20 protein-coding genes, 8 tRNA genes and 1 other RNA gene are annotated in these 22,059 nt (G+C 36.5%); 6 read left to right on the top strand and 23 right to left on the bottom strand.

Annotated features, from left to right (window positions below; genetic code table 11):
- Positions 1-3: 3 nt before the first annotated feature.
- From rplA to rpsU, 21 genes are all read right to left on the bottom strand, one after another.
- Positions 4-696, bottom strand: a complete 693-nt coding sequence (rplA, locus tag BLR30_RS00850) for a 50S ribosomal protein L1 (protein WP_027380917.1) — start codon at positions 694-696, stop codon at positions 4-6.
- Positions 697-707: 11 nt separating this feature from the next.
- On the bottom strand, positions 708-1,154 hold the full coding sequence (rplK, locus tag BLR30_RS00845; protein WP_034702033.1) for a 50S ribosomal protein L11: 447 nt from the start codon (positions 1,152-1,154) through the stop codon (positions 708-710).
- 214 nt (positions 1,155-1,368) lie between these two features.
- Positions 1,369-1,911 (bottom strand): transcription termination/antitermination protein NusG, encoded by a 543-nt coding sequence (gene nusG / locus BLR30_RS00840; RefSeq protein WP_042721319.1) that lies wholly within the window; start codon positions 1,909-1,911, stop codon positions 1,369-1,371.
- A 21-nt stretch (positions 1,912-1,932) separates the two neighbouring features.
- The gene (gene secE / locus BLR30_RS00835; RefSeq protein ID WP_066437416.1) at positions 1,933-2,139 is read right to left on the bottom strand and encodes a preprotein translocase subunit SecE; all 207 of its coding nucleotides are present in this window, start codon (positions 2,137-2,139) and stop codon (positions 1,933-1,935) included.
- 12 nt (positions 2,140-2,151) lie between these two features.
- A tRNA-Trp gene (locus BLR30_RS00830) sits at positions 2,152-2,222 on the bottom strand.
- 61 nt (positions 2,223-2,283) lie between these two features.
- Positions 2,284-3,489 (bottom strand): elongation factor Tu, encoded by a 1,206-nt coding sequence (tuf, locus tag BLR30_RS00825; RefSeq protein ID WP_089853305.1) that lies wholly within the window; start codon positions 3,487-3,489, stop codon positions 2,284-2,286.
- Between the two features lie 378 nt (positions 3,490-3,867).
- On the bottom strand, positions 3,868-6,966 hold the full coding sequence (locus BLR30_RS00820; protein ID WP_089853302.1) for an efflux RND transporter permease subunit: 3,099 nt from the start codon (positions 6,964-6,966) through the stop codon (positions 3,868-3,870).
- 217 nt (positions 6,967-7,183) lie between these two features.
- Entirely contained in the window at positions 7,184-8,266 is a 1,083-nt protein-coding gene (locus tag BLR30_RS00815) for an efflux RND transporter periplasmic adaptor subunit (RefSeq protein ID WP_089853300.1), read from the bottom strand.
- Between the two features lie 2 nt (positions 8,267-8,268).
- Complete coding sequence (locus tag BLR30_RS00810; RefSeq protein ID WP_089853297.1) at positions 8,269-9,510, bottom strand: TolC family protein; 1,242 nt, start codon at positions 9,508-9,510, stop codon at positions 8,269-8,271.
- Between the two features lie 369 nt (positions 9,511-9,879).
- Positions 9,880-11,244: an ATP-binding protein gene (locus tag BLR30_RS00805; RefSeq protein WP_089853293.1), complete on the bottom strand. Its 1,365-nt coding sequence runs from the start codon at positions 11,242-11,244 to the stop codon at positions 9,880-9,882.
- 1 nt (position 11,245) lies between these two features.
- Positions 11,246-11,926 (bottom strand): response regulator transcription factor, encoded by a 681-nt coding sequence (locus tag BLR30_RS00800; RefSeq protein WP_089853290.1) that lies wholly within the window; start codon positions 11,924-11,926, stop codon positions 11,246-11,248.
- A 369-nt stretch (positions 11,927-12,295) separates the two neighbouring features.
- A tRNA-Thr gene (locus BLR30_RS00795) sits at positions 12,296-12,367 on the bottom strand.
- 41 nt (positions 12,368-12,408) lie between these two features.
- A tRNA-Gly gene (locus BLR30_RS00790) sits at positions 12,409-12,481 on the bottom strand.
- Positions 12,482-12,566: 85 nt separating this feature from the next.
- A tRNA-Tyr gene (locus BLR30_RS00785) sits at positions 12,567-12,647 on the bottom strand.
- Between the two features lie 19 nt (positions 12,648-12,666).
- Positions 12,667-12,740: transfer RNA gene (locus BLR30_RS00780), tRNA-Thr, on the bottom strand.
- Between the two features lie 96 nt (positions 12,741-12,836).
- Positions 12,837-12,909 (bottom strand) — tRNA-Gly (locus tag BLR30_RS00775).
- An 85-nt stretch (positions 12,910-12,994) separates the two neighbouring features.
- Positions 12,995-13,075: transfer RNA gene (locus BLR30_RS00770), tRNA-Tyr, on the bottom strand.
- A 19-nt stretch (positions 13,076-13,094) separates the two neighbouring features.
- Positions 13,095-13,168, bottom strand: a tRNA-Thr gene (locus BLR30_RS00765).
- 109 nt (positions 13,169-13,277) lie between these two features.
- Positions 13,278-13,568, bottom strand: coding sequence for an HPF/RaiA family ribosome-associated protein (locus BLR30_RS00760; protein ID WP_089853287.1), 291 nt, complete (start codon positions 13,566-13,568; stop codon positions 13,278-13,280).
- Positions 13,565-14,452: a tyrosine-type recombinase/integrase gene (locus BLR30_RS00755; protein ID WP_089854568.1), complete on the bottom strand. Its 888-nt coding sequence runs from the start codon at positions 14,450-14,452 to the stop codon at positions 13,565-13,567. The genes BLR30_RS00760 and BLR30_RS00755 overlap by 4 nt, the downstream gene beginning before the upstream one ends.
- Before the next feature lie 79 nt (positions 14,453-14,531).
- On the bottom strand, positions 14,532-14,729 hold the full coding sequence (rpsU, locus tag BLR30_RS00750) for a 30S ribosomal protein S21 (protein WP_062697349.1): 198 nt from the start codon (positions 14,727-14,729) through the stop codon (positions 14,532-14,534).
- Positions 14,730-14,984: 255 nt separating this feature from the next.
- Between rpsU and ssrA the strand changes: the two genes are divergently transcribed.
- Positions 14,985-15,386: a transfer-messenger RNA gene (gene ssrA / locus BLR30_RS00745) on the top strand.
- A gap of 255 nt (positions 15,387-15,641) precedes the next feature.
- On the opposite strand, the gene BLR30_RS00740 is transcribed toward ssrA, so the two are convergent.
- Complete coding sequence (locus BLR30_RS00740) at positions 15,642-16,118, bottom strand: thermonuclease family protein (protein ID WP_089853283.1); 477 nt, start codon at positions 16,116-16,118, stop codon at positions 15,642-15,644.
- A gap of 309 nt (positions 16,119-16,427) precedes the next feature.
- Here BLR30_RS00740 and BLR30_RS00735 point away from each other — a divergent pair, with 309 nt between their 5' ends.
- From BLR30_RS00735 to pyk, 5 genes are read left to right on the top strand one after another with little or no spacing between them, the layout of a single operon-like run.
- Entirely contained in the window at positions 16,428-16,667 is a 240-nt protein-coding gene (locus BLR30_RS00735; RefSeq protein WP_002976354.1) for an acyl carrier protein, read from the top strand.
- 34 nt (positions 16,668-16,701) lie between these two features.
- A complete protein-coding gene (gene fabF, locus BLR30_RS00730; RefSeq protein WP_089853278.1) occupies positions 16,702-17,946 on the top strand; it encodes a beta-ketoacyl-ACP synthase II in 1,245 nt (414 codons plus the stop codon).
- Between the two features lie 9 nt (positions 17,947-17,955).
- Complete coding sequence (gene rnc / locus BLR30_RS00725) at positions 17,956-18,714, top strand: ribonuclease III (RefSeq protein ID WP_089853275.1); 759 nt, start codon at positions 17,956-17,958, stop codon at positions 18,712-18,714.
- Complete coding sequence (locus tag BLR30_RS00720; protein WP_089853272.1) at positions 18,692-19,165, top strand: IPExxxVDY family protein; 474 nt, start codon at positions 18,692-18,694, stop codon at positions 19,163-19,165. The genes rnc and BLR30_RS00720 overlap by 23 nt, the downstream gene beginning before the upstream one ends.
- Positions 19,158-20,603, top strand: coding sequence for a pyruvate kinase (gene pyk / locus BLR30_RS00715; protein WP_089853268.1), 1,446 nt, complete (start codon positions 19,158-19,160; stop codon positions 20,601-20,603). The genes BLR30_RS00720 and pyk overlap by 8 nt, the downstream gene beginning before the upstream one ends.
- 72 nt (positions 20,604-20,675) lie before the next feature.
- On the opposite strand, the gene BLR30_RS00710 is transcribed toward pyk, so the two are convergent.
- On the bottom strand, positions 20,676-21,968 hold the full coding sequence (locus BLR30_RS00710; protein WP_089853264.1) for an NAD-dependent succinate-semialdehyde dehydrogenase: 1,293 nt from the start codon (positions 21,966-21,968) through the stop codon (positions 20,676-20,678).
- Positions 21,969-22,059 lie beyond the last annotated feature (91 nt).

Here is a 22,059-nt window from a genome sequence, read left to right as displayed (position 1 = left end):
AAATTAGTTAACAGATTTAGTATCGATTGCAATACCAGGACTCATTGTAGAAGACAAATAGATAGACTTCACGTAAGTACCTTTAGCAGCAGTTGGCTTCATCTTAATCAAAGTAGATATCAATTCCTGAGCATTTTCCTTGATTTTAGCAGCATCGAAAGATACTTTACCAATACCAGCGTGGATAATACCATATTTGTCTACTTTAAAGTCAATTTTACCAGCTTTTACTTCAGTTACTGCTTTACCAATTTCCATAGTTACAGTACCTGATTTTGGGTTTGGCATTAAACCTCTTGGTCCTAATACTCTACCCAATGGTCCTAATTTACCCATAACAGCCGGCATCGTTACAATAACGTCAACATCTGTCCAACCGTCTTTGATTTTTTGTAAATATTCATCAAGACCTACATAATCAGCACCAGCTTCTTTAGCTTCTGCTTCTTTATCTGGAGTTACTAAAGCCAAAACTTTAACATCTTTACCAGTTCCGTGAGGAAGAGATACAACACCTCTTACCATTTGGTTTGCTTTTCTTGGATCTACACCCAATCTTACAGCGATATCTACAGAAGCATCAAACTTTGCAGTGTTCACTTCTTTTACAAGAGCTGAACCTTCTTCAAGGTTATAAATTCTTCCTTTTTCTACTTTGCTTAAAGCTTCCTTTTGCTTTTTAGTCAATTTTGCCATTTCTTTAAGTATTAAGCGTTAAAAGTTGGTTTAGTTCCTGTTACTCTTAATCCCATAGATCTAGCAGTACCTGCAACCATAGAAACTGCAGAATCCATTGTAAAGCAGTTAAGGTCAGTCATTTTATCCTCAGCGATTTTCTTCACCTGATCCCAAGACACAGAACCTACTTTGTTTCTATTTGGTTCTCCGGAACCTCCTTTGATCTTAGCCGCATCCATCAACTGGATTGCTGCAGGAGGAGTTTTAATTACGAATTCAAAAGATTTGTCTTCGTACACTGTAATTACTACAGGTAAAACTTGTCCCGGCTTATCTTGAGTTCTTCCGTTAAATTGCTTACAAAACTCCATGATGTTCACACCTGCAGAACCCAATGCTGGACCTACTGGTGGAGAAGGGTTAGCTGCGCCACCTTTCACCTGAAGCTTTACCATTTTAAAGACTTTTTTAGCCATTGTTTGTTTTTTAAATTTGAATAATTAATGAGTTTGGAAGCATTATTATTCAGCAGGTTATCCATTCTCACATTAGATATGCCTACTTTTCGGACTGCAAAATTATAAAATATTTTTGAAATAGCAAATCGATATCATTTATTTTTGCTAAATACTAATAAAAAAACCACTTATTATTTTAACAAGTGGTTTTTTTAAATATTTTAAGTAAGTATTATACTTTCTCTACCTGCATATAGCTAAGCTCCATCGGAGTCTTTCTACCGAAGATCAAAACTGAAACTTCAATTTTCTTTTTATCCTCAAGAATTTTTTCAATCGTTCCGTTGAATCCGTTGAATGGTCCGTCAATTACTTTAACGTTTTCACCCACTACGTAAGGAATTTCAACATCGCTTGCAAATTCTGAAAGCTCGTCCATTCTTCCCAACATTCTGTTCACTTCAGACTTTCTCATTGGAACAGGATCTCCCCCTTTTGTTAAGCTTAAGAAAGAAATAACGCCGGGGATATTTTTAATAACGTGAGGAATTTCACCCATCAGATCAGCTTCAATCATAAGGTATCCAGGATAGTAAGGTCTTTCTTTCGGAACTTTTTTACCGTTTCTGATCTGAATAACCTTTTCCATAGGAATAACCACCTGAGTAACGTACTGCTCAAACCCTAAACGTTTGATTTCTGTCTCAATGTAGTTTTTCACTTTATTTTCCTGTCCGCTGATTGCTTTCAGCACATACCATTTCAATTCGCTCATTATGGGAAAATACTTTTATTATTAATTGAACAAGTTGATAAGCATTCCTATTATGTTGCTGATTGCTTTAGAAAACAATTCATCAACACCAAAGGTAAATAATGCCAGAATAACTGTTGCAACCGTTACTACAATTGTAGAAGACTGCAGATCAGACCATTTTGGCCATTCAACTTTATGTCTGAATTCGTTATAAGAACCTTTTAAAAAATCGATAAATGAACTCATAATTGTTATTTGCACGGGCACAAGGATTCGAACCCTGATCAACGGTTTTGGAGACCGGTATCCTACCATTGGACGATGCCCGTAGTTAAAAAAAAGCTTCCGCAAAGAAGTTCCTTACGGAAGCTTTTATATTGCAATAGATGATTAGTCTAAGATTTCAGTTACCTGACCTGAACCAACTGTTCTACCTCCTTCTCTGATCGCGAATCTAAGACCCTCGTTAAGAGCGATTGGTTGTAACAATTCTACAGTGATCTCTAAGTTATCACCAGGCATTACCATTTCTACACCTTCTGGCAAGAAGATCTCACCTGTAACGTCAGTAGTTCTTACATAGAACTGAGGACGGTATTTGTTGTGGAATGGAGTGTGACGTCCACCTTCTTCTTTAGAAAGGATATAAACAGATGCTTTGAATTTTTTGTGTGGCTTCACAGAATCTTTCTTAGCGATTACCATACCTCTCTTGATGTCAGTTTTTTCAATACCTCTCAACAATAGACCTACGTTATCACCAGCTTCTCCTCTGTCTAGGATTTTTCTGAACATCTCAACCCCTGTAATTGTAGAAGTTAATTTTTCATCACCCATACCTACGATATCTACAGGATCACCAGTATTGATGATACCAGCCTCGATTCTACCAGTTGCTACAGTACCTCTACCTGTAATAGAGAATACGTCTTCGATTGGCATCAAGAATGGCTTATCTGTATCTCTTGTTGGCTCTTCGATCCACTCATCTACAGCATCCATCAATTGCTCTACAGACTTAAACCACTTATCATCAGATTTACCTTCAGTAGCAGCAGTAAGCGCACCAAGAGCAGAACCCTGGATTACCGGAGAGTTATCTCCATCAAATTCATAAGTAGATAATAAGTCTCTAAGCTCCATTTCAACAAGCTCTAATAACTCAGCATCATCCACCATGTCAACTTTATTCATGAAAACAACGATTCTAGGTACGTTTACCTGACGGCAAAGTAGAATATGTTCTCTTGTTTGAGGCATTGGCCCGTCAGTCGCAGCACATACCACGATTGCTCCATCCATCTGAGCAGCACCTGTTACCATGTTCTTTACGTAATCCGCGTGACCTGGACAGTCAACGTGAGCATAGTGTCTTTTTTCAGTTTCGTATTCGATGTGAGCAGTATTGATAGTAATACCTCTTTCTTTTTCTTCTGGAGCAGAGTCAATTGCAGAGAAGTCTTTTTTCTCAGCAAGACCTTTGCTAGCTAATACAGCAGAAATAGCAGCTGTAAGAGTAGTTTTACCATGGTCAACGTGACCAATAGTACCAATGTTCAAGTGTGGTTTGTTACGATTAAACGTTTCCTTTGCCATGATTTAAATTATTTATTTTATTTAATTTTCAAATTTTCGGTGTGCAAATATAATGAATTTTTTAAATACCAAAATCTTTTTATGAAAAAAAGTTTCAATATTAAAATCCAATGAATTACAAACATTATAGTTCAATGTATTAAGACTGCAAATTTACACAAATTTCTTGATTGAAAAAATCCTTCCGAACCTTTTCATGAAATTATAAACTATCTCTTTAATCCTGAATAATATACGATAATCCATAACAACAGAGCCATTTCGTATAAATTATAAAAACAGTCTTTAAAGTAATTGATAAAGAATCTTTATTGAACAAAGAATCGCGGGAAACTTTTTTTCCCGCGATTCTGTTAATATAATTGGTTGAAATAAAATTTAAATCTGCTGAGACTTTTTAGTTCTGTTGAAGATCCAAAATATAATAGGAAAAATTAATAACGTTAAAACTGTAGCCGTAATCAACCCACCAATGATAACAATGGCCAAGGGTTTTTGTGATTCAGAACCGATACCTGTTGATAGCGCAGCAGGCATTAACCCGATGGAAGCCATTAGCGCGGTCATGATTACGGGACGTGTTCTTGATTTTACACCATTCAATATCGCATTATCCAGACTCAATCCGCTTCTGACGTTCTGATGAAATTCCGTAATCAGAATGACTCCATTTTGAATACAGATTCCTAAGAGTGCAATCATTCCTACTCCGGCCGAAATACCAAAATTAATTCCCGTTATATGCAGTGCTATAATTCCTCCGATGAGAGCAAAAGGTACATTCGCCAATACCAGCAAAGAATCTTTCATGTTACCAAAAAGCACAAACAACAGGAAGAAAATCCCCAGAATACTGATCGGAACTACCTGCGTCAATCTTTTCGACGCTCTTTGCTGATTTTCAAACTGACCAGTCCACCCTACAGTATAGCCATCCGGAAGTTCTATTTTGGACACCTCTTTCTGTGCATCGGCAATCGTACTTCCCAAATCACGGTCGCGGATTGAGAATTTGATCCCAATATATCTTTTAATGTCATCTCTGTAAATAAACGCCGCACCATTATCTTTTTCAATCGTACTGATTTCTTTTAAAGGGATCTTTGTTCCGTCCTGAGTAGGAACCATCAATGCTGCTATGTCATTTTCATCTTTTCTGTATTCCTGTGAATAACGAAGACGAATCGGGAATTTTCTCTCTCCGTCAAACATTTCTGAAGCTGTTTTCCCTCCGAAGGCCATTTCAAGAACAGACTGTGCATCATCGGGCATTACTCCGTAGGCTGCCATTTTATCCCTGTCGAGAACAACACTTACTTCCGGCTGTCCAATATTTTTAATGATTCCTACATCTTTAACGCCTTTAATGTCTTTAATCTGTTTTAAAACTTTTTCTGCCAGATTATCAAGGGTCTGAAGATTATCTCCATAAATTTTAATACCGTTTTCCGCTTTGAAACCAGCGACTGCTTCGGCAACGTTATCGGATATTGGCTGAGAGTAATTAAAGGTAATACCCTGATAATTTCTCAGTTTTTTATCAATTTCTTCTATGAGTTCTTCATAAGTGATCTTGCGTTTCCATTCATCTTTGGGTTTAAGATTTACAGCAAACTGTACGAATCCAAAGCCGTTAGGATCGGTACCATCGTTACTTCTTCCGGTCTGAGCAAGAACGTCTGTCACTTCAGGAAAGCTCATGATGTCTTTCTTTAAAAGATCGGTTGTTTTTAAAGATTCTTTTAATGATGAACTCATCGGCATTTCCGCAGTGATCCATAATGAGCCTTCATTTAACTGAGGTAAAAACTCCGTTCCTAAGAATTTCCCTGAGAATAATGTAACTGCTAAAAATGAAATCGCAACAATTAAACTCATTTTTTTATGCTTAAAAGTATAATTAAATCCTTTCAGTACGATTCTGTCCCAGAAATTCACAAACGGATTATTTTTTTCCTTCACATTTTTATTCAACAAAATATGTGAAAGCACCGGCACCAAAGTCAAAGTAAAAATTAAAGCTCCGGTAAGTGCAAAACCTAACGTAAATGCCAGTGGCGAAAACATTTTCCCTTCAACTTTCTGAAATGAGAAAATCGGAATTAAAGAAGTGATGATAATTAATTTTGAAAAGAAAATCGCTTTTCCCAATCCTGTCCCGGTTTGCTTAATCCAGCCGGCTTTTGCCAGTTTATTGAATCTCTCTTCGCCATATTTATGAGCCTTGTGGTCGAGCATTACAAAGAGTCCTTCCACCATGACGACGGCTCCGTCAATAATGATTCCGAAATCGACCGCACCGAGTGATAATAAATTAGCACTCATTCCTGCCAGTTTAAGACATAAAAAGGCAAATAATAGGGATAACGGAATAATGATGGAAACAATGAGAGTCGTACGCCAGTCTGCCATAAAAATCAGAACAATTACCGTTACCAGAATAATTCCTTCGATAAGGTTGTGCATTACGGTGTGCGTGGTAAAATCCATCAGGTTGTCACGGTCGTAGAACGTCACCATTTTTACGTCTTTCGGAAGGATTTTTTCATTAAGTTCTTTAATTTTAGCCTTTACACCTGACAAAACATCACGAGCATTTTCCCCTTTTCTCATCACAACAATTCCTTCCACGGTATCTTCTTGATGATTTAGTCCGGCCTGCCCTACTCTTGGCAAAGACCCTTCATGAACATCTGCTACATTTTTCACTAGAACCGGATTTCCATTGTCATTTTCGATGGTAATATTTCCGATATCATTAATGGATTTCACCAAGCCAATCCCTCGCACGACATAGGCCTGTCCGTTTTTCTCGATAACATCACCACCAACATTCAGGTTGCTTTTGGTAACGGCATCGTAAACCTGAAGCGGTGTGAGATTATATTTATCCAACGCTCTCGGATCAATGCTTAATTCAAAAACTTTATCCTGCCCTCCGAATACATTGATGTCTGCCACTCCGGGAACACCTCTCAGCGCGCGGTCAATCACCCAATTTTGAAGAGTAAGCAATTCACGGGAATCTTTTGTTTTGCTCTGTAAAGTGTATCTGAAAATTTCCCCGGTCGGTCCATAAGGTGGCTGAACTTCAGGATCTACTTCATCCGGAAGACTTACGCTTCTCAGCTGATTATTGACCTGGTTTCGTGCAAAGGTATCGTCTACGCCATCATCAAAGAGAATCTTAACGATAGAAAGGCCAAACATTGTGGTACTTCTCACGCTGGTTTTTTTCTGAACCGGACTCATCGCCAACTCGATGGGTGTTGTTACAAAACGTTCTACTTCTTCAGCACTGCGGCCGTTCCATTGGGTAATGATGACGATCTGGGTATTGGTAACATCCGGAAAAGCTTCAATCGGCATATTCTTGAAACTTATAAATCCTGCTACCGCCAGTACGGCAACCCAGATAAAAGTAAATGCTTTATTTTTTAATGAAAAAGCAATTATATTTTTAATGAATTTATTCATGATGGATTTTTTTGACTTAAAAAGTCGTTGAATTTGTTTTTAACGCAGAGCGCGCAAAGATTTTTAATGACAATCTTCTGCATATTTTCGTTCGCAAAGGCATTTCATTAAGCAAAGGCACTTAAAATTATTTTTAACCTGCTTTACGTTTTTAGGTTCGCAAAGGTGTTTTAGTTTCACTCAGCCAAGCACATAAAAATTCTTTAAAAAATTAATTTTAGCTGTTCAAAGAGCGGTAAATTAGCAACTGATTGTTGGTGACCACCTGTTCTCCTTCAGATAAGCCCTCGGAAACGTAAGTAATGTCACCGACCTGTTTCAATACTTTAATTTCTTTTACTTTAACATCTGTTCTGGATTTATAAACCACTACAAAACTTCTGTTATCATCAAAAATCACAGCTTTGGATGGCACTGTAAGTGCTGTAGTATTTTCTGAACTGGTTACTTTAATGGTTGCTTTACTTTCAGGAATCAATAATCCGTTTTGATTGTCGAGTACTACCCTTGCCTGCATCGCATTGGTTTCAGGATCGATGATTTTGAAGATTTTATCTATTTTTCCGTCAAAAACTTTATCCGGATAAGACAAGGTAGAAACCTGCGCCTTCATTCCCAGGCTTATTTTATCAATATCAGATTCGTTGACGTTCATGATCGCCCAAACATTGGTGGTGTTGGCCACATCAAAAATATTATCGCTCCGGTCGCTTCTCAGCTGCATATCTTTATTGATATTTTTCTGAACAATGTATCCGCTGATGGGAGCTACGACACTGTAAATATTTCCTTTTCTTACATTATACACCGTACTTACCGCATTCGCGCGCTGCATCTGATCCTGAGCTTTCTGCAATTCACTTTTTGCTTCCAACACATCTCTTTCTGTATTTAGTTTACCTTCATACATTTCCTTTGCTACACGAAGATTGTTCTGGGCTACTACAAGATCTGTTTTTGCATCACTTACATCTTTCTGAACCTCTGCCAGTTCGGTACTTCTGATGGTTGCCATCACCTGTCCTTTTCTCACATGATCGCCCAGCTCTACATTTACACTTAAAACATTTCCGCCTACCAATGGGTAAACGTCGATGTAGCTGTTTTTATCTGCCGATATCTTTCCATAGAAACTGTAATCGTCTTCAATATATTTTTTTTCAACTTTTGCGAGAGAAATAGACTGAAGCATGGTATTACTAAGCTCAAAACCTTTTTTCTGAGTCTGTTGCGGTGCTTCTTTCTTTGAGCAAGACACTACGGCCAATGTTATAATTATAGGAATAATATATTTTTTCATGATTAATAGAAGATTTTCGTTTGTACCAGTTGATTTAATTGTTCTGCCGACTGCATAATTTCGTTTTTCATATCGTAGATCTGAAGTGCTGTTTCTCTATAGCTATCCATAAAATCTACAAATTCTATAAGGCTTACATTTCCTTTTCTGAAATTGCTCAGCATACCATTGTACACAGTATCCATATTGTTGAGATCTTCGGATTTAATTTGTGAAAGTTGCTCATACTGCGTTTTCCATGTTTTATATGCAGACTGCACTTTAGTTTCAAGACTTAACTTTTGGAAATCAGCATTCTTCTGATTCTGCTGAATGGCAAAATTTGCTTTCTCAACATTCCCTTTATTTGATTTCCATAATGGCAATGGAATTCCTACCATTAAGTTCACTTCATTTTTAAAAGTCCCTCCATTCTGGTCCCACCCTGCACCAAGATTCAGATCGGGAACGTTTAAAGACTTTTGCCACTGGGCATACAGTTTACTGTTGTCGATTAATTTGAGGTTATATTGATAATCAGCGTTATTTTCGAGTGCTTTTTTCTGCAATTCCGTTTCATCACCGAAAGGCTGTGAGGCAAGAATATCTTTCGCTTCAGAATCAGAAAGTTTAGGTTCGATATCATCAGTAACACCCGTTAAAACTTTAAGGGTCTGTTCAAATTCAAGAATGTTTTTATTAATACCTACTTTATCATTATTCAACTGAATGACAACACTCTGAAGCCTTACCTCATCTCTCAGAGATACATTTCCTTTCGCAGACTGCACTTTGTATGCTGCCAGCAGATCATTCATATACCCCAGCTGCCTGCTGGTGTTTTCAAGTTTGAGTTTTTCATAATAAAGATTGTAGTAGGCAGTACGAAGCTGCGCTCTAAGGTCTACCAGCAATTGAGAAAACTGAAGCTGGGCAAGTTCTTTGTTGGATTTTGCAAAAGCAATTTCATTTTTCTTTTTACCGCCCATATAAATAAGCTGCGTAATCTGTGCTCCTTTTGCATGACCTACATCAAAAACTTTATGATCTTGTGGGTTGTACGCATTTATTTGTCCGCTCAGCTGTGGCAATTCCCAGATTTTAGCCTGCAAAATATCGGCATCAGCCATATTGATATTATACTGTTCAGCGAGCAGCTCCAAGTTATTCTTTTGAAAAGCTTCTTCGCAATCCGGAAGTGACATTTGCTGCTGTGCCGTCATAAGAGATGATATCACGATCAGCAGCCCTGCAATTTTGTTCATCTTCTATTTTTTATGCCACAAAATTGTCATTTCGCTATTAAAATGCTCTTAAAGAATGCTTAAAAAAAAATTAAAATTGATTATTGCCCATTTACAAATAACCACAAAAAAATGAAAAATTTAAGTATTGGACTCAGGAAATTTCCTTTGAAGTATGGGTTCTGATTGTCTCTTTATGAGAAAGTTTCATCTTAAATGGGTTTTGCTCATCTCAAGCTGAGAAAGTTTAAACACAAAGTGGTTGACTCTGTCTCACTCTGAGAAACCTTCATCCTAAATGGGTTTTGCTCATCTAAGGCTGAGAAAGTTTAAGCACAAATTGGTTGATTCCATCTCACTCTGAGAAACTTTCTTCTTTACCAGAATCTGTTATTTATTAAAAATAACACTGAACTTATTGAGTAAATCTCCCGGAGAAGAGTACGTAATTTTTGCCCCGTGATATTCCAGAATTCTTTTTACAATTCTTAATCCCAATCCGGAGCCGGAAATATTATGAGAATTATTTCCCCGCATGAAAGCCTCAAATAACTTCGGACGTTCTTCTATCGGAATCGTATTTCCGTGTGAAATAATGTCAACGATAAGCGTGTCTTCTGTTTCTGTAATCAATACATCAGCTTCCATATCATCTGAGTAGACTGCTGCATTTTTAAGCAAATTAATAAAAACAATATCCAGCAAAGACTGTACTCCGTTGATCGTTAATAAAGCATCTTCAGAAGTTTTTTCAGAGATCAGAAAATCCATTTTCATTTTCGGATAACTTTTTTCCACAGCTTCAAAAGATTCAAATATAACTTCATCAATCCTCACTTCTTCATAGATACTCTGAATATTTTCTTTATCAAATTTCGTTAAAAGCAAAAGGGAATTGGTAAGATCAGACAACTGATAAACATCTCTCTGGATCTGCTGTAAAGAGGTTAAAGTTTCCGGGGAATTCTGGCCGAGTTTAATGAGATTTTCAAGCTGAAAAGCCATCCTCGTAATCGGAGTACGGATTTCGTGAGAGGCACTTGCGGTAAAGTCTTTCTGCGACTGGAAAACATCGTCTAGCCTTTTAATCATTGTATTGAAAGATCTTGCGAGAACATTAATCTCGTCATTAGAGTCACGCACCGGGACTTCCGTTGTGAGACTGTGAGCCGTTACTTCTGATATTTCTTTATTGAGATCTTCAAGAGGTTTTAGAAACTGCCCCATAAAATAATAGCTGAAAAAACCAATAATCAGTGTGCTCATGACATAGGCCGTAATCAGGAGATATTTTAAATAGGCTAGCTTTGAGTTTCCGTTGGTATCGTAAGCGCTGGTAAGAATGTAGTAATTTTCGCCATTGATATTTTTCAAAGCGGCATAAATTTCGGGTATTGTTTTTTCGGAATAGATGACTTTCTTTTCATCCAGCTCTTTCAAAAGCTCATTATCCCAGGTCACGTTTCTATCCTTGATCGTGCTGTAGATTAATTCTTTCTTACCATTAAAAATTAAGATCGTTTCATCTAAAAGAATATTATCCGAATTTTCATTAAAAAACACAGGCGCTTCTTGTTCAAAGTCTTTTGATTTAGCTATAAAATGAACAGTAAATTCCAGCCTCTGCCGGAATCTTTCCTGAAACTCGTCTTTTCTGAAATCATTAAAAGAGATATAAATCACCGCCATCACAATACCGAAAAGCAATGAAAAAGCAATACTGAGATTGAGGGCAATCTTTCTTTTTAAAGACATATTACAGCGGGCTTAAGTAATATCCGAAACCGGAACGCGTATGAATAAGTTTAACTTTAAAATCTTTATCTATTTTCTTTCTTAAAAAATTGATATACACTTCTACCGTATTCGTATTGGTATTAAAATTATGTTCCCAGACGTGTTCTGTAATCTGCTGTTTGGAAACGGTTCTTCCTTGTGCTTCTGCCAGATACACCAGCAGTTGAAATTCCTTTAAGGTAAGTGCAATCTCATTTCCTGCCCGGAAAACTTTCTGCTCGGTTTTATTGATGATAAGATCATCAATTCTTATAATTTCCTGATCGCTGCTTTCTGAAGGTGCTTTTCTTCTCAGCAGGGAATTTATACGCAAAAGCAATTCTTCAAACTGAAAAGGTTTTACCAGATAATCATCAGCAAGTCTTGTAAAAGCATCTTTTTTATCCGAAAGATCTCCGTATGCCGAAATGATAATGATCGGAGTATTTTTATCGAAAGAGCGAATAGTCTGGCAGACATCAAGCCCGTTAATTTTAGGAACATTAATATCGAGCAGGTACAAATCATACGAATTATTCCTTATCTGACGAATAAATGTTTCACCATCATAGATTTTGTCACAGGTAAAATTATTGGACTCCAAAAATTTACAAAGCTCTGCCGAAAGAATTAAATCATCTTCCAATAAAAGAATATTCATCGAAAATTATTTTATACGAATGTAAAGAAAATTTTTATGATGATAAAGGAAATGAAACTGGCGGAAATACTTTTAATTGAATTTTAAGGTTAATGGAGCTGGAAGAGGGAAGCTGGGCGCTGGAAGTTTTAAACAATATTACAACTTAAAACCTTTGAAGAGTTACGGATTAACATGATACTCAATTAGAAAAGATCATCAATTTTATAATCTTATCCGTACAATTTTAAATTTTAAAGCTAAATATCCAAAGCTATCACTTGCTGAACGGAAAGTATATGAGATGCTTAATAAGATTATTGTATTTGTAGCGTTTAAAAGAAGTTTCCAGAAATAAAAAAATCCCGAAAGAATCGGGATGAGAATCTGAGCCAACTACGGGACTTGAACCCGTGACCTCTTCCTTACCAAGGAAGCACTCTACCGCTGAGCTAAGTCGGCCTAAACAAAAAAATCACCCTAAAAAAGCGTGATTTTATGTGAGCGGAAGACGGGGGTCGAACCCGCGACATTCAGCTTGGAAGGCTGACGCTCTACCAACTGAGCTACTTCCGCAATTTTGTTTCCAAAACTATTGGTAACGCTGTGCAAACTTAAGGAAATTCCCTGATCTCTGCAACTTTTTTTGTAATATAAAATGTGGGGAGAGCAGGATTCGAACCTACGAAGCCGAAGCAACTGAGTTACAGTCAGTCCCATTTAGCCACTCTGGAATCTCCCCAGATATTTTATATTAATTGAGCCTCCAGAGGGATTCGAACCCACGACCCCGAGATTACAAATCACGTGCTCTGGCCAACTGAGCTATGGAGGCATTTTAATATATGGACTGAAATCTGTGAGAAAACTCTACTCTACATCATTTCAGTAGTTAAAAAAAAATCACCCTACGATAAGCGTGATATTTCTGAGCGGAAGACGGGGGTCGAACCCGCGACATTCAGCTTGGAAGGCTGACGCTCTACCAACTGAGCTACTTCCGCAATTTTGTTTCCAAAACTATTGGTAACGCTGTGCAAACTTAAGGAAATTCCCTGATCTCTGCAACTTTTTTTGTAATATAAAATGTGGGGAGAGCAGGATTCGAACCTACGAAGCCGAAGCAACTGAGTTACAGTCAGTCCCATTTAGCCACTCTGGAATCTCCCCAGATATTTTATATTAATTGAGCCTCCAGAGGGATTCGAACCCACGACCCCGAGATTACAAATCACGTGCTCTGGCCAACTGAGCTATGGAGGCATTTTAATAAAAAGAATTCAAAAGATCACTGTTCCTTTTTGCGAGTGCAAATATAGAAAGGATTTTTTGAATTCTCAAATTTTTTAATAATTATTTTTAACTTTTTTTATTAAGCCATTTCTTTTTTCTTGATTAGTAGCTTTTTAGCCGCATCAACGCATAAATCAAGGCTTTCTTCAAAAGATGTTGTTGTCTTTTTTACTACGATATCGTCTCCCGGAACCGCAAGAATAATCTCGGCAGTTTTGTTTGCCTTATCAGAGTTATTTTCTACTTTTAAGAATATTTTGCAATCTTGGATCTTATCATAAAAAGTATCCAGCTTGCTTACTTTTTTTTCGATGTGTGATTCTAGTGGTTCGTGTGGAGTTAATCCAATTGATTGTACTGTGATCTTCATAATTCGTCATTTTTTGAAGCTCTTGGATGAGCCTGATTAAAAACTTTTTTCAATTGTTCGATATTGGCATTCGTATAGACCTGAGTACTTGCAAGACTTGAATGACCTAATATTTTTTTTACTTTAGAGATCTCTGCCCCATTATCCAAAACGTGTGTAGCAAAGCTATGCCGAAGGATGTGAGGGCTTCTTTTTTCTTTTGTTGTTATAAGACTAAGGTACTTATTAACCACCACATAAACAAATTTTTCGGTGAGTTTTTTACCTTTCTTATTGACAAAAAAATATGATTTATATTCTGTTTCCGGGTTGCGTATTTCTACGTAACTTTTCAACAAGCTGCAGAGATCATCAGAAATCGGAATTACTCTTTGTTTGTTTCCTTTTCCAATTATTTTTATCTCGTTTCCGCTAAGGCTTACATTCTCAAAAGTCATACCACAAAGCTCCGCTTTACGAATTCCTGTTTGATAAAGAACCTCTAAAATACATTTTTCCAGAATGTCATGAACTTGTGTAAAAACCTGACTATTCAGGTCTTGCATCTCCTGTTCGGACATAGGAATTTGTTTTTCAGGGTAAAATTTTAAAGATGAAATATTTTCGGCTGGCGAAACCGTAATTTCACCAATTTTCAAGAGGAATACATAAAAACTTCTGAGTGAAGACAATTTTCTATTAATACTTCTTCTGGAAATATTTTTTTCACTTAACTCCACGATAAAATTCCGGATAACTTTTTTGTCAACTTTCAAAAGATCAGCAGAAGACTCTGTTCTAAGATAAAAATAGGAAAAATCTTCAAGATCTTTCCTGTAACTTGTAATTGTGTGAGGTGAATACCTCTTTTCAAGCTTTAAATATTCTAAGAATTTATCCAGCATCATAAAGTATAAAACAAAAATTCACTCTTCAAATATAAGTATTTAAAGAGTGAATTAGTATGCGAATTAAGAAAATTTCTTAAGCCTGCTCTTCTTTGCTAAGATTTCTTTGCTTGTGAGCTGCTTTTAATCTAGCTTGTCTTAAAGTTACAGAAGGCTTGATAAACTGTTGTCTAGCTCTTAACTGACGAACTGTTCCTGTTTTATCAAATTTTCTTTTATATTTTTTTAATGCTCTGTCGATGGATTCACCATCTTTAACTGGAATTATTAACATATTTTACATCTCATTTTGGATTGCAAAAGTAGGAATTTTTTATTTACCTGCAAAATTAATCATATAAAATAGTTAAAATTCTAATTATTAATCCTAATTTTAAAACGAATGACCACTCCCCTAGCCCCGATTGAAACGACATCCTTTTGGGTTGCGGCGGAGCGTAGCGGAGCCGTAACCCAAAAGATATAGAGGAAAGCGGGATAAAGCTTCTAATAAAAATAAAAGTATTATCTTTGCATTCACTTTATTCATGGGGTTGACTGGTTTCGACAGCAAGGTCAATGGGTAAGTAAGCATGCAGAGAACCGTAGCGCGATCTCTATAATCCCTTGCTACAAAATTTTAACTGGCAACGAAGAGTTCGCTCTTGCAGCTTAATATCGAAGTATAGTAGATCAAGCGTTTTCCCGAAGATGTTAGTAGGGAAGCAAGATATTCCACAAACGCTCTGTTCTGCGGCGTTTGATTCTGGGATATAGGAATGCGGAAATAAGGCTTTAGACACTTCGGTTAAAGCTCGAAAACCTCAGAAGATAAGCTGAACGTTGGGTGTCTGCTCTCTGCGTTCAGTCGAAAACCAATAGCAGAATAAGCATGTAGAAAGCTTATGTATTGCTTGTTTGGACGAGGGTTCGAATCCCTCCAACTCCACTTTTTAAACTAAAGAGAATTTGTAAATTATTAATTTTTAGATAATTGCATTTTCTCTTTTTGTTTTTGTCAGAAATCCACAATCATTTCATATTATCTTTCGATTAACAGAATACAATTTTATTTATACCTATCTAATATGTAAATAATATTATGCACTTAAAAAATAGTAACCGTAATCCGGACGTTCTAATCTCGTCAGAGATTCACGGTTTTTTTACCAACATAACATAGTCCAGACTAAATTGAGAAGATGTTTCATTTTTCCTTGCTCTTTTTACTCTTCCTGAATTCCCAGGGTGAAACTGCATTTTTATCACCCCATAAGCCAAGTTTCTTTGACTTCGCCTCATCCTGAAATTTCTGAAGTTCCGTATTTTTTGAAGTTTTAAAATACCACCATCCAAATCCTGCTTTCACAATCTCCCTTGAAAGATACTTATCTTCATCATAGAATACACCAGCAACGCTTCTTCCGTATCTGTCTTTTCCAACTTTGTAAAAAACAACATTTTTACCAAAAACCTGATCGGAAGTAAACTGTTTAGCATTGTTCCCGAAAGCCTGTCCTCTCTCCGGACAGTCAACTTCCGCAAGTCTTAATGTTTGCTCGGTTTTGTCTTCCAATAAGACAACAATTGTATCACCATCTTTTATCTTGATAACTTTTCCTTTGATCTGTGCTACGAGCGATATAGAAATTAAAAAGAATAAAACACAAATATTTTTTTTCATTGAATTAAATGAAGCTTTAAAATAACTTTAAAATAAAAGGCAAAACTAATCATAATACATGAATTAAAAACCTCATATAATAATCCGCAACTTACCATTCTATTACAACAAACATTCTCTTATTTTTTTGCACATAAACACATATAAACAAGATTATGAAATAATAAAATATAAACCACTGAAAACTAAAAGACTAAACATAAACACAACAAAATACACACCTGCAAGCCACAAAAAAGACTAAAAAAATGTTTTATCGTAAAGAATTTTATATATTTGCAGCATCTAACAATTAAAAAAAAATTTACTATGTCAGACATTGCATCAAGAGTAAAAGCTATCATCGCTGATAAGCTTGACGTTGAAGAAACAGAAGTAACTCCTGAAGCTAGCTTCACAAACGATTTAGGAGCTGATTCATTGGATACAGTTGAACTAATCATGGAGTTTGAAAAAGAATTCAATATTCAAATCCCTGATGATCAGGCTGAAAAAATTACTACTGTAGGACACGCTATCGCTTATATCGAAGAAGTAGTAAATAAATAATATTCTTCAACAAAAAAGAAATTAAACAAAGTTTATGGAATTAAAAAGAGTAGTTGTAACCGGTTTTGGAGCAATAACACCTATTGGAAATAATGCAAAAGAATACTGGGAAAATCTTGTAAAAGGTGAGAGCGGTGCCGCTCCTATTACTCTTTTTGATGCCACAAACTTTAAAACAAAATTCGCCTGCGAGGTTAAAAATTTCGATCCGTTGCAACATTTCGATAAGAAAGAGGCAAAAAAAATGGATAGAAATACACAGCTTGGGCTTGTTGCTGCAAGAGAAGCAGTACAACACTCAAGAATTATTGAAGACAGCGTAGACAAAAACAGAGTCGGAGTAATCTGGGGTTCCGGAATCGGAGGTTTGGAGACATTCGAAACTGAAGTTTTAGGATGGGCAAATACGGAAATCCCGAGATTCAACCCTTTCTTTATTCCTAAAATGATTGCGGATATCACACCGGGACATATTTCTATAGAATATGGTTTTCACGGTCCTAATTACACAACAGTATCTGCATGCGCATCTTCAGCAAATGCTTTGATTGATGCCAAAATGCTGATCCAGCTTGGAAAAGCAGATGTAATTGTATGCGGTGGCTCTGAAGCAGCCGTTACAGCAAGTGGTGTCGGCGGGTTCAATGCGATGATGGCACTTTCTACAAGAAATGATGATCCTAAAACCGCTTCAAGACCTTTTGACAAAGACAGAGATGGATTTGTATTAGGAGAAGGAGCAGGAACTATCATTCTCGAAGAATATGAACACGCGGTAAAACGTGGTGCAACAATTTATGCAGAATTAAAAGGCGGAGGTCTGAGTGCAGATGCACACCATATGACCGCACCGCACCCTGAAGGCTTAGGAGCTTATCTGGTAATGAAAAACTGTTTGGAAGATGCAGGCTTAACTGCTGATGAAGTAGATCACATCAATATGCACGGTACATCTACTCCATTAGGAGATATTGCAGAATCCAATGCCATTTCAAAATTATTGGGAGAGCACGCTTTTGACATTCAGATTAATTCTACAAAATCTATGACAGGTCACTTATTGGGTGCTGCCGGAGTCATTGAAGCTATTGCTGCGTTGGGAACAATTATTCATGGTATTGTTCCTCCTACCATCAACCATTTTACTGATGATGAGAATATCGACAGCAGACTGAATTTCACATTCAATGAGGCTGCGAAGAAAGATGTAAAAGTAGCCATGAGCAATACTTTTGGATTTGGTGGGCACAACGCTTGCGTTCTATTTAAGAAAATCTAAATCTACTGAATGGAGTTACAGAAATACTTTTCTAAATTCCTTCTCAAAAAAAGAAAAAGAAAATTAACGGAGAGAGATTATTTTCTCAGTACTGAACTTAACAAAATTCTCGGTACTGAGGTGCAAAATGTTGCGCTTTATCGTGAAGCTTTTTCTTTAAAAAATTCTTCTAAGAAAGACAGTAATTATGAAAGGCTCGAATTTTTAGGAGATTCTGTTTTGGGTACAATCATTTCATGTCATTTGTTTCGTACATATCCTCAGGCTAACGAGGGATATCTCACACAAATGAAGTCTAAGATTGTGAATAGGAAAAATCTTAATAAATTAGGAGAAGATCTAAAACTGACAGATCTGTTGCAAAAGCAGGCATCTTTAGCTTTAGGTGAAAATATCTCCGGAAATTTATTTGAGGCTTTAGTAGGTGCGGTGTATCTGGATTTTCATTACGAAACCTGCAGGAAGATTATTTTAGAAAGACTTCTTACACCAAGCGAAATGAATAAGCTTGAAAATAAAATTGTAAGTTATAAAGGTCTTTTGCTCGAATGGAGCCAGAAGAAAAAATTAAATATAAAATACGAAACCTGTGAAGAGATACAGGTGAACAAGTCGATCGTTTTTCGCTGTCATGTATGGCTCGGAGAAGACAAAATCGCAAATGCTACAGAAACCTCTAAGAAAAAAGCGGAAGAAAAAGCAGCACAGAGAGCATTTTATATTTTAAACAAAAAAGAAAACATACTTGGAAATTCAAAAGCTTTATGATCTTGATGATATAGAATTTGAAGATGTTACCATAGGATTGGTAAGATTAGCCAAAAATATACCCGATCATGAGTTTTTCTATACCGTAAATCAAAAAAACGATCTTAAATTTAAAAGGATTGATGATCTCGTCTATCATGGATCGTATTATGATTATTTTTTTCCACGATTTGAGGCATATCACAAGTTTACCAAGACATGTTTTACGTTTATTTCAAACCGATCTTCGGAAAGTAAACAAAAAAAAATACAAACTGAGCTCTTCTCAGAAGAAGAAAACATTAAATTTTTATTAAATAATCAGGTAGAAGTGCAATATATTTTGCATAGTTCGGAACAGTTTCCTGATTTTTCCGTAATTTTGCTCCCTGAAAATCTTGTTTTTCCAATTCAAGATTATACATTAGGTTCTGAGGAAGAACTTTATCAAATTATCCAGTATTATGAATAAGTATTTAAAGAAGACAAAAATTATCGCAACACTTGGGCCGGCGTCGTCGTCGAAAGAAGTAATGTTAGGGTTAATGAGAGCAGGTGTTGATGTTTTTAGAATAAATTTCTCACACGCAGATTACGACTTAGTTCGTTCAAATATCGAAATCATCAGAGAACTAAACAAAGAATACGGTTTTTCTGTTGGTATTTTAGGAGATTTACAGGGTCCCAAACTAAGAGTAGGTGTTGTAAAAGAGGGTTCATATCTTAATCCGGGAGATATTCTTACCTTCACAAATGAGAAGATAGAAGGAGATTCTACCAAAGTGTATATGACTTACCAGCAATTCCCCCAGGATGTAAAAGTTGGAGAAAGAATACTTATCGACGACGGTAAATTAGTTTTGGAAGTAACTGAAACCAACCTTACAGATACTGTAAAAGCCAAGACAATTCAGGGTGGGCCGCTAAGTTCTAAAAAAGGTGTAAATCTTCCGAATACGAATGTTTCTCTTCCTGCATTAACGGAAAAAGATATTCAGGATGCCAATTTCATGCTCGATCAGGAAGTTGACTGGATTGCTCTTTCATTTGTACGTCATGCTCAGGATATTATTGATCTTAAAGAATTAATTTCAAAACATCCGAACGGGAAATTCAAAACACCGATTATCGCTAAAATTGAAAAACCGGAAGGCGTAAAAAATATCGACGAAATTTTGTTGGAATGCGACGGATTAATGGTTGCTCGTGGTGATTTAGGGGTAGAAGTTCCTATGGAAGAAGTTCCTGCCATTCAGAAAACATTGGTAGAAAAAGCAAGATTCTATTCTAAGCCTGTGATTATTGCAACGCAGATGATGGAAACCATGATCAACAGCTTAACGCCAACAAGAGCAGAAGTAAATGACGTAGCTAACTCTGTACTGGATGGTGCTGATGCCGTAATGCTTTCCGGAGAAACTTCAGTAGGTAGATATCCGGTTCAGGTAGTTGAAAACATGGCGAAGATTGTAAAAAACATCGAAACCACTCACTTCTATCAACATAGAAATGAGCCGATTGAAAAGGACTTTAACTGTATTGACGAAAGATTTATCACAAACAGAGTTTGTCTTGCAGCCGTAAGAATAGCAAAGACAACGAATGTTTCTGCAATCGTTACTTTAACAAGTTCAGGTTACACAGCATTCCAGCTTTCAGCGCACAGACCTAATTCTCACATTATCGTTTACAGCGGAAATAAGAGAGTTATTACAATGCTGAACCTACTTTGGGGAGTTCACGCTTATTATTATGATATGAAGAAATCCACTGATGAAACGATTATCCAGGTTAATATGCTTACTCATAATTATGGTTATATTGAGGCTGGAGACTTTGTTATTAATATCAATGCCACTCCATCTTACGAAGGTGGAAAAACCAATACATTAAGATTGACTACGGTTTAAATCAAAATGTTATATAAACAAAAACTCCCGAAATTTTCCGGGAGTTTTTTATGTTTAAATGATTCTTTAATACTAGTTTCCGACAATGGTTTTTGCAGTCACAAATTCTTTTAAAGCCAATAAAGAAAGTTCTGTTCCGTATCCTGAGGTTTTGGTTCCTCCAAAAGGAAAACGAGGATCAGAACTTGTCATTCTGTTAATATTGACTGTACCGGATTCCAGATTTTCAATAAAAAATAATTGACGGTCTTTATTTTTAGTCCATACAGAATTTGATAACCCAAAAGGAATATCATTGGCCAGCTTTAATGCTTCTTCATCATTTTTAGCGATCATAACCATCCCTAAAGGTCCAAAAAGTTCTTCTTTCAAAATCGGATTTCCTTCTTTTACTCTGATTAGCCCCGGCATGAATTCATTATCAGAAATTCTTTCCAAAGGAAGAATAATCTCCGCTCCGTTTTCAAGAGCTTTTTTGAACTGTTTTTCTAAATCATCTGCCAGATCGGGTCTTGCCATTCCCGCAATTTTTGTTTCCTTATCCATAGGATCTGCAGGAATAAATTTTTGATACTCTTCAATAAATTTCGGAAGAAATGCATCCTCAATTTTTTCATCAATAATAAATCTTTTTGCCGCTACACAGGTTTGTCCGCAATTCTGAAGCCTCGCCAATGCACCAACTTTAGCCGCTTCACCAATATCTGCATCATCCAGCACGATGAATGCATCGCTTCCGCCAAGTTCCAATAAAGATTTTTTAATGTTTTGCCCTGCAATAGAAGCAACATCTGCACCCGCTTTTTCACTTCCTGTTAAGCTTACTCCTGCGATAGCCTTATGCTCTATAACTTCCTTTACATCTTTGTGTCCGATCTCAAGATTGTGGAAAACACCTTCAGGAAAACCTGCTTCAAGAAGTACCTTTTCAATGGCATTTCCACTTCCGAAACAGATCGATGCATGTTTCAGCACCACTGTATTTCCTGCTAAAATGGCTGGAGTAGCAAATCTCAGAACCTGCCAGAAAGGAAAATTCCAAGGCATTATACCCAAAATCACTCCCTTCGGAACATAATGTATTTCAGAAAAAGAATATTCAGATTCTATTTTTTCAGGCTGTAAAATATTTTCTGCATCTGCATAATAATTCATCATCAAAGCACATTTTTCAACCTCAGCAATCGCCTGTGAAATGGGCTTATTCATCTCTGAAGTTATAATTGCTCCAAATTCTTCAGAACGTGATTTCAAAATTTCAGCTGCCTTGGCAATAAGTTTTTGCCTGTGTTCGAATGGAATTTTCTTCCATTCTGAAAATGCCTCATCCGCTTTGATAAGTTTATTTTCAATTAATTGTTCCATAATATAGTCTCTGTTTCAAATTCAAAACTGAATTTATTTATTGCTTTAAAAAAGCGATGTGAAAGAAACAAAATGTGTTCCTTAGGATAAT

Origin of the sequence: Chryseobacterium taeanense, from assembly GCF_900099685.1 — a bacterium.
GTDB lineage: Bacteria > Bacteroidota > Bacteroidia > Flavobacteriales > Weeksellaceae > Chryseobacterium > Chryseobacterium taeanense.
Note: the sequence above shows the minus strand (reverse complement) of the source record. Positions and strands in the feature narration are given on the sequence as shown.